This is a genomic window from Dactylosporangium sp. NPDC005572 (assembly GCF_040605515.1).
In the GTDB taxonomy this organism is placed as follows: domain Bacteria; phylum Actinomycetota; class Actinomycetes; order Mycobacteriales; family Micromonosporaceae; genus Dactylosporangium.
Genome location: NZ_JBEXCY010000036.1, coordinates 61987 through 71985, shown reverse-complemented (window position 1 = coordinate 71985; position 9999 = coordinate 61987). Strand labels below are relative to the sequence as shown.

8 protein-coding genes are annotated in these 9999 nt (G+C 71.8%); 3 read left to right on the top strand and 5 right to left on the bottom strand.

Annotation, left to right across the window (positions count from 1 at the left end; translation table 11 throughout):
- Positions 1-61 precede the first annotated feature (61 nt).
- From ABZS66_RS20120 to ABZS66_RS20105, 4 genes are all read right to left on the bottom strand, one after another.
- Entirely contained in the window at positions 62-2542 is a 2481-nt protein-coding gene (locus ABZS66_RS20120; protein WP_354759690.1) for a DNA topoisomerase IV subunit A, read from the bottom strand.
- A 23-nt stretch (positions 2543-2565) separates the two neighbouring features.
- Positions 2566-4623, bottom strand: a complete 2058-nt coding sequence (locus tag ABZS66_RS20115) for a DNA topoisomerase IV subunit B (RefSeq protein ID WP_354759688.1) — start codon at positions 4621-4623, stop codon at positions 2566-2568.
- A gap of 181 nt (positions 4624-4804) precedes the next feature.
- Positions 4805-5464: a hypothetical protein gene (locus tag ABZS66_RS20110; protein ID WP_354759686.1), complete on the bottom strand. Its 660-nt coding sequence runs from the start codon at positions 5462-5464 to the stop codon at positions 4805-4807.
- 9 nt (positions 5465-5473) lie between these two features.
- Positions 5474-6013 carry a hypothetical protein gene (locus ABZS66_RS20105; RefSeq protein WP_354759684.1) on the bottom strand — a complete coding sequence of 180 codons (540 nt, stop codon included), beginning with the start codon at positions 6011-6013 and terminating at the stop codon, positions 5474-5476.
- A 94-nt stretch (positions 6014-6107) separates the two neighbouring features.
- On the opposite strand from ABZS66_RS20105, the gene ABZS66_RS20100 reads away from it, so the two are divergent.
- From ABZS66_RS20100 to ABZS66_RS20090, 3 genes are all read left to right on the top strand, one after another.
- On the top strand, positions 6108-7010 hold the full coding sequence (locus ABZS66_RS20100; RefSeq protein WP_354759682.1) for a sulfite exporter TauE/SafE family protein: 903 nt from the start codon (positions 6108-6110) through the stop codon (positions 7008-7010).
- A gap of 109 nt (positions 7011-7119) precedes the next feature.
- Positions 7120-8751 (top strand): glucose-6-phosphate isomerase, encoded by a 1632-nt coding sequence (pgi, locus tag ABZS66_RS20095; protein ID WP_354759680.1) that lies wholly within the window; start codon positions 7120-7122, stop codon positions 8749-8751.
- A 26-nt stretch (positions 8752-8777) separates the two neighbouring features.
- The gene (locus ABZS66_RS20090; protein ID WP_354759678.1) at positions 8778-9254 is read left to right on the top strand and encodes a hypothetical protein; all 477 of its coding nucleotides are present in this window, start codon (positions 8778-8780) and stop codon (positions 9252-9254) included.
- A 4-nt stretch (positions 9255-9258) separates the two neighbouring features.
- Here the strand turns inward: ABZS66_RS20090 and ABZS66_RS20085 are convergent, their stop codons facing one another.
- A complete protein-coding gene (locus ABZS66_RS20085; protein WP_354759676.1) occupies positions 9259-9990 on the bottom strand; it encodes a hypothetical protein in 732 nt (243 codons plus the stop codon).
- Between the last annotated feature and the right edge of the window lie 9 nt (positions 9991-9999).

The following is a 9999-nucleotide window of genomic DNA, read 5'->3' as shown; positions in this document are numbered from 1 at the left end:
CGCGGGAGGATCGGTGAGGGAGGCGTGGAGCCACCGCGCGCCGAAGACGAGCCAGGCGGCGTCAGCCGCGCTCGACCAGGTGGCCGACCAGTTCCGGGGCGCGCAGCTGGGCGCCCGAGCCGTCGCGGCGGCTGTCCGCGGCCGGGAGGTCGCGCGGGTCGCCCTTCGTGCTCGCGGCCACCGGGCGCGGGCCGACCCAGGCCAGGACCAGGTGGGACTCGCCCTTCAGGAAGCGCTGGGCGCGCACGCCGCCGGTGGCGCGGCCCTTCGCCGGGTACAGCCGGAACGGCGTGACCTTCGCGTTGCCCATCGTGGCCGTGACCACCATCGGCTCGCCGTGCTCGGTGTCGGTGGTGGTCACCGCGCCGAAGAACAGGACCTGGGTGCCGTCGGCGAGGGCGATGCCGGCCATGCCGCCGCCCTTGAGGCCCTGCGGGCGGACCAGCTTCGCCGGGAAGCGCAGCAGGGACGCGTCGGTGCTCACGAACGTCAGCATCTCGGCGCCGTCGGTCAGCCAGGTCGCGCCGACCACCTCGTCGCCGTCGCGCAGGCCGATGACCTCGAACTCGTCGGCGCGGACCGGCCACTCGGGCGCGCAGATCTTCACCACGCCGTGGCGGGTGCCCAGCGCGAGGCCGGGGGAGTCGCCGGGCGTGAGCGGGGCCAGCCCGACGACCGTCTCGCCGGCCTGGAGCGGGACGATCTCGGAGGCCGACATGCCGCCGCGCAGCGACACCGTGCCGGGCTGCTCGGGCAGCACCGGCAGCGGGAGCACGTCGACCTTGAACGCCCGGCCGGTGCTCGTCACCAGCAGGACCTGGCCGCGGGCGGTGGTGTGGACGACGGCCCGCACCGCGTCGTGCTTGTCGCGGCCGGCCTTGCGGCTGCCCTCGGGTGCCTCCTCCGACTCGGCGGCGGTGCGCGCGACGAGCCCGGTCGCCGACAGCAGCACCTGGCACGGGTCGTCGCTGACCTCGAGCGGGCCGGCCGGCACCGACGCGGCCAGGACCTCCTTCAGGTCGCCGTCGATGAGGGTGGTGCGGCGCGGCTGGTTGTGCTCCTTGACGACGGCGGCGAGCTCGTCGGAGACGACCTTCTTGAGCACCTTCTCGTCGTCGAGGATCTGGCTCAGCGCGGCGATCTCCTCGTTGAGCCGCTGCTGCTCCGCCTCGAGCTCGATCCGGTCGTACCGCGTGAGCCGCCGCAGCGGCGTGTCGAGGATGTACGTGGCCTGGACGTCGGTGAGCCCGAACTCGCTCATCAGCCCGGCCTTCGCGGCCGCCGCGTTCTCGCTGGCGCGGATCAGCGCGACCACCCGGTCGATGTCGAGCAGGGCGATGAGCAGGCCGTCGACGAGGTGCAGCCGGTCCTGCCGCTTCTTGCGCCGGAACTCGGTGCGCCGGGTCACCACCTCGTAGCGGTGGCTGAGGAACACCTCCAGCAGCGGCTTGAGGCCCAGCGTCCGCGGCTGCCCGTCGACCAGGACCAGGTTGTTGACGCCGAACGACTGCTCCAGCGGGGTCAGCCGGTAGAGGTCGGCGAGCAGCGCCTGCGGGTTGACGCCGACCTTGCACTCGATGACCAGGCGGGTGCCGTTCTCCCGGTCGGTGAGGTCCTTGACGTCGGCGATGCCCTGCAGCCGCTTGGTCTTGTTGACCTCGTCGGTGATCTTCTCGATGACCTTCTCGGCGCCGATACCGTACGGCAGCTCGGTGACGGTGATCGCCTGCCGGCCACGGCTGCCCTCGAGCAGGCCGATCTCGACCCGGCCGCGCATCCGCACGACGCCGCGGCCAGTCTCGTAGGCCCGGCGGACCTCGTCGAGCCCGAGGAGCAGGCCGCCGGTGGGCAGGTCGGGGCCGGGGACGAACTCCATGAGCTTGTCGAGCGTCGCCGTCGGGTGGTTGATGAGCCAGCGGGCGGCGGCGACGACCTCGCCGAGGTTGTGCGGGATCATGTTGGTCGCCATGCCGACGGCGATGCCGGACGAGCCGTTGACCAGCAGGTTGGGGAACGCGGCCGGCAGCACCGACGGCTCCTCGAGGGAACCGTCGTAGTTGGGCCGGAAGTCGACGGTGCCCTCGTCGAGCTCGCCGACGAGCAGCATCGCCTCGCGGGACATGCGGGCCTCGGTATACCGCGAGGCGGCGGGCCCGTCGTCCGGCGAGCCGAAGTTGCCGTGGCCGTCGATGAGCGGCACGTTGAGCGAGAAGTCCTGCGCCATGCGGACCATCGCGTCGTAGATCGCGGCGTCGCCGTGCGGGTGGTACTTACCCATGACGTCACCGACGACGCGGGACGACTTGACGTGGCCGCGGTCGGGCCGGTGGCCCTGCTCGCTCATCGAGAAGAGGATGCGCCGGTGCACGGGCTTGAGGCCGTCGCGCGCGTCGGGCAGGGCGCGGGAGTGGATGACCGAGTACGCGTACTCGAGATACGAGTCCTCGACCTCGGTGACGAGCGGGTTGTCCAGCACCCGCGCGCCGGCCTGATCGAAAGCGGACAGGTCGGCCTTGACGGCCTTGGTGGTCTTGCGTGCCATCTGGGGTTGGTGACCTTCCGGGCTCAGGCGTCGATGGTGTCTTGGTCGACCCGGGCGGCGGAGTCGATGAGCCAGTTGCGCCGGGGCTCGACCCGCTCACCCATGAGCAGCTCGAGCACCTCCTCGGCGGCGTCGGCGTCGTCGAGCGTGATGCGGCGCACGGCGCGGGTCGCCGGGTTCATCGTGGTGTCCCACAGCTCGTCGGCGTCCATCTCGCCCAGACCCTTGAACCGGGGGATCGGGGTCACGACCTGCTTGCCGGACTTCTCCAGCCGGGCCACGGTGCTCGTCATCTCGGCCTGGGTGTAGGTGTAGATCGTCTCGGGGTTGCGCCCCTTGGTGACGATCTTGTGCAGCGGCGGGACGGCGGCGTAGAGCCGGCCGTCGGCGATGACCGGGCGCATGTACTTCGCGAACAGCGTGATGAGCAGCGTGCGGATGTGCGAGCCGTCGACGTCGGCGTCGGCCATGATCAGAATCCGCCCGTAGCGCATCGTGTCGAGGTCGAAGGTGCGGCCCGAGCCGGCCCCGAGGACCTGCACGATCGCCGAGCACTCGGCGTTGTCGAGGACCTGCTGGATGTTGGCCTTCTGCACGTTGAGGATCTTGCCGCGGATCGGCAGCAGCGCCTGATACTCCGAGGAGCGGGCCATCCGGGCGGTGCCGAGCGCGCTGTCACCCTCGACGATGAACAGCTCGCTGCGCTTGACGCCGGTGGAGCGGCAGTCGACCAGCTTCGCCGGCATCGACGCGCCCTCCAGGGCCGTCTTGCGCCGGGCCGCGTCCTTCTGCTGCTTCTGGGTGAGCCGCACCCGGGCCGCGTCGACGATCTTCTGCAGCACCGTGCGCGCCTCGACCTTGGTCTTGCGGGCCTCGACCCAGGCCTTGAGCTGCTGCTCGACGACCTGCTGCACGACCCGCGTCACCGGGGCGGTGGACAGCTCGTCCTTGGTCTGCGAGGTGAACTGCGGCTCGGGGATGCGCACGTGGATGACCGCGGTCATGCCCTCCAGCACGTCCTCGATCGTCGGCAGGTCCTCCTTGGGGCGCAGCAGGCCGCGCGTGTTGCGGATCGCGTCGGCCAGGGCCCGCAGCGCGCCGCGCTCGAAGCCGCGCCGGTGCGTGCCACCGTGCATGTTGCGGATGGTGTTGGTGAAGCACTCGACGACGCGCTCGTAGCCGGTGCCCCAGCGCAGCGCGATCTCGACCTCGGCCCGCCGCTCGACGTTGGCCTTCATCACGCCGTTCTCGTCGGCGGCGTTCTCCTTGTACTGCCCCTCGCCGTTGATGAGCAGCGTGCCGCAGACCGGCTTGTCGCCGCTCGGCGCCAGGAACTCCACCATGTCGGACAGGCCGTGGGGGTAGTGGAACGTCTCGGTGGTGATCGCGCCCTGGGTGGCGTCCTTCAGCACATACGTGACGCCGGGGACCAGGAACGCCGTGTTGCGCAGCTTGGCCCGCACGACCTCGATGTCCAGCGCCGCCGCGGTCTCGAAGTAGCGCGGGTCGTGCCAGTAACGGGTCGAGGTGCCGCTCGACGAACCGCGCTTCATCCGGCCCTGCACGGTCAGCCCGCCGCGGCGGGTGAACTTGGCGCCGGCGCCCTGCCCGTCGAACTCGCCCGGCACGCCGTGCTGGAACGACATGTGGTGGACCTTGCCGTCGCGCCGGACGGTGACGTCGAAGCGCGTGGACAGCGCGTTGACCGCGGAGGCGCCCACACCGTGCAGGCCGCCGGAGGTCTTGTAGCCGGAGCCGCCGAACTTGCCGCCGGCGTGCAGCCGGGTCAGCACCAGCTCGACGCCGGACATCCCCGACTTGGCGTGCACGTCGGTCGGGATGCCGCGGCCGTCGTCGTCCACCTGGACGGAGCCGTCGGCGTGCAGCGTCACCTCGACCCGGGTGGCGTGCCCGGCGATGCCCTCGTCGGTGGAGTTGTCGACGATCTCGGTGAACAGGTGGGCGACGCCCCGGCTGTCGGTCGAGCCGATGTACATGCCCGGGCGCTTGCGGACGGCGTCGAGCCCCTCGAGGAGCGTGAGGTCGTCTGCCCCGTACAAGGTCTCGGGTTGTGCGGTCAACTCGATGCTCTCCCATGTCTGGACGCTGTGCTGCCGCGAGCGTAGCCGCACCCACTGACAATTCCGTCGGCCCCTCGCCGGGTGTGGTGCCCGCCGCGGTCGGTTGCCGAAACGCGGCCGACCGTCCGGAAATGTACGCCTGACGTACGACAAAACCGCGTCGGCGCGCGCACCGGCGGTACTATGTGATCGGAATCCGGCCGGCGCTCAGCTGCGTGATCGCGGTCATGATCTCGCTCTCACGGCGGTCTGCGAAGGTCAGCGGGGCGGTGAAGCCGGAGCCGTAGAACAGCTTCAGCAGGCTCGCGTCGACGGCCGTGAACACGCCCAGGTTACCCTCGGCGCGCGGGTCCCGGGGCGTGACCACCAGCAGCCGCTCCAGGCCCCAGCGGCGCCGGGAGATCCGCTCGACGCCCTCCCAGGGCAGCCAGATGGCCTGGCCGCGGGTCGGGCGGGTCTTGATCCACAGGCCGGCCGGGCCCGCCGCCAGCACCGGGCCGCCCGAGGTGACCAGCGCGATCTGCAGCGTGACGGCCGCGCCGAAGACCAGCAGCAGGCACAGCGTGAAGAAGGCCACGGCGACCGCGTCGCCGCTGGTGCTGTTGGCGTCGTCGGGCAGCGCCAGCCGGCCGACCGCGCAGGCCAGCACCAGGACCAGGAGCAGCACGATCGGGACCATGACGGCCGCCCGCTTGAGCTTGCTGTGGCGCACGACGAAGGGCAGGTCCTCCGGGATGCGCTTGGCCACCGGCCCGGGAGGCACCTGGTAGCCGCCGGGCGGGACCTGGGGGCGCTGCCACTCGGGCGGGCGCGGGCCGGGGGGCGGCGGCGGTTGCGTCACGGCGACACTTTAGGCGCGGTCGACCCAGGAGCGGTACCGCGTGCCGTCCACGTTGTCCAGATAGTACTCGCGCATGCCGGTCCGGGTGACGAACACGGCGGCGAAGATCAGCAGCGCGGCGGCCAGCAGCCCGGCGATCCCGTGGAGCGTGACGTACCAGCCCGGGACCGCCTGCTCATACTCGTCGCGCAGTTGCTGCGGCTCATCGCCGGTCGGCGCGACCGCCCACTCCGGCCCGCCGACCAGCCCGCAGAGCAGGGCCAGCGCGATCAGCGGCCCGAGCGTCCACAGGGCCACCCGCACCTTGTTCGACGGCGTGCGCACGACCAGCACGAGCACCCCGACGACGAGCGCGCCGACCGCCGTCACGACCAGATTGTTGATCATGTCGATGCGCACCTGGCGCAGCTGCTGGTCGGAGACCATCCGCAGGTCGAGGCCGGACAGGTTGTGCAGGGCCGCCGCGGACAGCGCGACATCGACGGCGAGCAACAGCGCGGCCGTGGCGACCGCCGCGTAAACGACCCGAACCTGCCCCCGCACGTCCATGCGGACACCGTAGCGGGCGACCCGGCGGTGCTCATACCCACTTTTTCACTCGGGAAAATGGACACCGGTCCCACCGGTCGGCAGACTTCCCCGGATGGACCCCGTGATGGCCCTGGCCGGGCTCGGCGTCGGCGTGATCGTCGGGCTCACCGGCATGGGCGGCGGCGCGCTGATGACGCCGATCCTGGTGCTGTTCTTCGGCGTGCCCCCGCTTGCGGCGGTCTCCAGCGACCTGGCGGCGAGCGCGGTGATGAAGCCGTTCGGCGGCTGGGTCCACGCCCGCCGGGGCACCGTGAACTGGGCGCTGGTGCGCTGGCTGTGCCTGGGCAGCGTGCCGAGCGCGTTCGCCGGGGTGCTGCTCATGCGGGCGCTCGGCGGCGGCGACGGCGTGCAGCAGGTCGTGAAGGTCGCGCTCGGGGTCGCGCTGCTGCTCGCGGTGGGCGGCCTGCTCTACAAGACGTACAGCCGCCGCTCGACGCAGGCCACCGGCGCGATCACGGACGTCGAGGTGCGGCCGGTGCCCACCGTGCTGCTCGGGGCGCTCGGCGGCCTCGTCGTGGGCATGACGTCCGTCGGCTCCGGATCGCTGATCATCGTGATCCTCCTGGCGTTGTACCCCATGCTGCGCGCGAACGACCTCGTCGGTACCGACCTCGTGCAGGCCATCCCGCTCGTCGCGGCGGCGGCCCTGGGCCACGCGATCTTCGGCGACCTGCAGCTCGACCTGGCCGGCGCGGTGCTGCTCGGCTCGGTGCCGGGCGTGCTGATCGGCGCCCGGCTGTCGTCGCGGGCGCCGGCCGGCGTGGTCCGGGCGGCACTGATCATCGTGCTGCTCGCGAGCGCGCTGAAGCTCTTCGACGTCCCGACCGTCCCGGTGCTGACGATCGTCGCCGTCGCGGTCGCCGTCGCGGTGTTCGAGGGCTGGCGCCGCTCCCGCACCGAGCCGGAGGTCGCCGTGATCGGGCAGCCGGAGACCGGCGTCCAAACACGCCGGTAATGTCCGGTTCATCCCGCGCCATCCGGGCAAGATCGCGACATCAGGGACGAGACGGCGGCGAAACAGGCAGAATCACGGGGACAGTGCTGACTGAGCTAGGAGTTCCCTGATGTCTCGGCTCAACCATCTGCCCGAGTGGGCGGCGCTCACCAAGCACCGCGCCGAGCTCGGAGAGGTCCACCTGCGCGACCTCTTCGCCGCCGACGCGGACCGCGGCCGGCGCTACTCGCTGCAGGTCGGCGACCTCTACCTCGACTACGCCAAGCACCTCGTCACCGACGAGACCCTCACGCTGCTGCGCGACCTGGCCGCCGCCCGGCGGGTGGCCGAGCTGCGCGACGCCATGCTCCACGGCGATAAGATCAACTTCACCGAGCACCGGGCCGTGCTCCACGTCGCCCTCCGCGCGCCCCGCGACGCCGTGATCGAGGTCGACGGCGAGAACGTCGTGCCGAAGGTCCACGCGGTGCTCGACCGCATGGCGGCCTTCGCCGACCGCGTTCGCGAAGGTGCGTGGAAGGGCCACACCGGCGAGCGGATCACCACGATCGTCAACATCGGCATCGGCGGCTCCGACCTCGGCCCGGCGATGGCGTACGAGGCCCTGCGCGCGTACACCGACCGCGGCCTCACCTTCCACTTCGTCTCCAACGTCGACGGCGCCGACCTGCACGAGGCCCTGCGCGCCGCCGACCCGGCGACGACCCTGTTCATCATCTCGTCGAAGACGTTCACCACGATCGAGACGATCACCAACGCGACCGCCGCCCGCCGCTGGCTGATCGAGCGGCTCGGCGACGAGTCCGCGGTGGCCAAGCACTTCGTCGCGGTGTCCACCAACGCCGGCGAGGTCAGCCGGTTCGGCATCGACACGGCGAACATGTTCGAGTTCTGGGACTGGGTCGGCGGCCGCTACTCGTACGACTCGGCCATCGGCCTGTCGCTGATGATCGCGCTCGGCCCGGCCGGCTTCCGCCAGATGCTCGACGGGTTCCACCTCATGGACGAGCACTTCCGCACCGCCCCGCCCGAGCAGAACGCGCCGCTGCTGCTGGGCCTGCTCGGCATCTGGTACCGCGACTTCCACGACGCGCAGACGCACGCCGTCCTGCCGTACAGCCACTACCTCTCGCGGTTCACCGCCTACCTCCAGCAGCTCGACATGGAGTCGAACGGCAAGTCCGTCGCCCGCGACGGCAAGCCCGTCGAGTGGGAGACCGGGCCGATCGTCTGGGGCACGCCCGGCACCAACGGCCAGCACGCCTACTACCAGCTCATCCACCAGGGCACCGCGCTCATCCCGGCCGACCTCATCGGCTTCGCCCGCCCGGTCGCCGAGCTCGCCGACCTGGCCGGCCAGCACGACCTGCTGATGGCCAACATGTTCGCGCAGGGCCAGGCCCTCGCGTTCGGCAAGCCCGCCGATCAGGTGGCCGCCGAAGGCGTGGCCGGCGACGAGGTGCCGCACCGCACGTTCCGCGGCAACCGCCCGACGACGACGATCCTGGCCGGCGAGCTGAACCCGTCGGTCCTCGGCCAGCTCATCGCGCTGTACGAGCACAAGGTCTTCGTCCAGGGGGCGATCTGGGACATCGACTCCTTCGACCAGTGGGGCGTCGAGCTCGGCAAGGTCCTCGCCAAGCGGATCGAGCCGGCCCTCACCGAGGGCGCCGAGATCCCCGGCCTGGACTCGTCCACCTCGACGCTCGTCGCAAAGTACCGGGCCGACCGCGGACGGTAACGAAGCGCGCGCTATCGTCGGGACACGTGATCTCCGACCGCCAGCTCGACGAGCTGGGGCCAGCCGAGCGGGCCGACCTGGCCCGCCGGCTCGCCGGCCTCGCTCCGCCGGTCCGGACCCTCGCGCAGGAGCGTGCCCGGCTGCGGTTCGTCGTCGTGTCGGCGGTCGCCAGCGCGGTCATGATCCCGTGGATCGCGATCCTGGCCGCGACGCTGCCGCCGCGGTACCTCGCCGGGCACTGGCGGGCCACCTGGATCGGCTTCGACGTCGTGCTCGGCGCCGCGCTCGCCCTGACCGCCTGGGCCGCCCTGCGCCGCCGGCGGATCGTCATCCTGGCCGCCGCAGTGAGCGGCACGCTGCTGGCGTGCGACGCCTGGTTCGACGTCATGACCGCGTCCGGCCCCGACCGCTGGGTGAGCATCGCGACCGGGGCCCTGGTCGAGCTGCCGCTGGCGGGCTGGCTGTTCTTCGTCGCCCTCCACCTGGTCAAACGCCGGGCATAGGCCCTTACGGGCCGGGCCGGCGATCCAGCTGTACCGTGGCGGCTCCTCCGTCGACCTGCAGCGCGTAACGGTCGGTTGCGGTGGCCCAGCCGGCCCCGGCGACGACCGTGCCCGCGGTCAGGTTCTGCTTGGCCTGGTCGTCGAGGCGCAGCTCGCCGACCGTGCAGCCGGCGCCGAGCGTGAGCTGGGCCGGCGGGCCGTTCGGGGCGTGCACGGCCAGGCGGCCGACGCCACCGACGCGGATCGGCATGGTGCCCTCCGGCTTCGGGACGGTGACCTCCAGCTCCTGCACGCCGGCGACCACGTCGATGCCGGCCAGGCGGCCGGTCGCGAAGTCGACCACCTGGCGCAGCCCGCCGCCGGCCAGCTTGAGCTGCCAGCGGACGGTGTTGTTGAGGTACACGTGGACCGTCGCCTGGCCGGCGACCTCGGTGCCGGTGAGGCTGAGCCTGATCGCCTGGCCGGTGTCCTCGACGACGGGCTCGACCCGGCTGCCCGGCAGGGTGGAGGCGCGGTACAGGTACCCCTCCATGGCCTCGCTGTGGATGATCACCGACTCGGCGCCGCTGACCACCTCCAGCTGGACCTCCTGCCGGGCGCCCAACGTCCCGGTGACCGAGTGCACGACGTCCTGCTGCGGCGCCGGCTCGCTCGGCGTGCGCGTCACGATGACGAGCACCGCCAACATCGCGGCGACAGCGATCAGACCGAGAGCGAAACGGAGACGCAGGGACATCGGGCGCCC

Bases quoted from the DNA above. Each gene is read 5' to 3' on its own strand.
- ABZS66_RS20120 (WP_354759690.1), bottom strand. From the start codon at position 2,542: ATGGCACGCAAGACCACCAAGGCCGTCAAGGCCGACCTGTCCGCTTTC.
- ABZS66_RS20105 (WP_354759684.1), bottom strand. From the start codon at position 6,013: ATGGACGTGCGGGGGCAGGTTCGGGTCGTTTACGCGGCGGTCGCCACG.
- ABZS66_RS20100 (WP_354759682.1), top strand. From the start codon at position 6,108: ATGGACCCCGTGATGGCCCTGGCCGGGCTCGGCGTCGGCGTGATCGTC.
- pgi (WP_354759680.1), top strand. From the start codon at position 7,120: ATGTCTCGGCTCAACCATCTGCCCGAGTGGGCGGCGCTCACCAAGCAC.
- ABZS66_RS20085 (WP_354759676.1), bottom strand. From the start codon at position 9,990: ATGTCCCTGCGTCTCCGTTTCGCTCTCGGTCTGATCGCTGTCGCCGCG.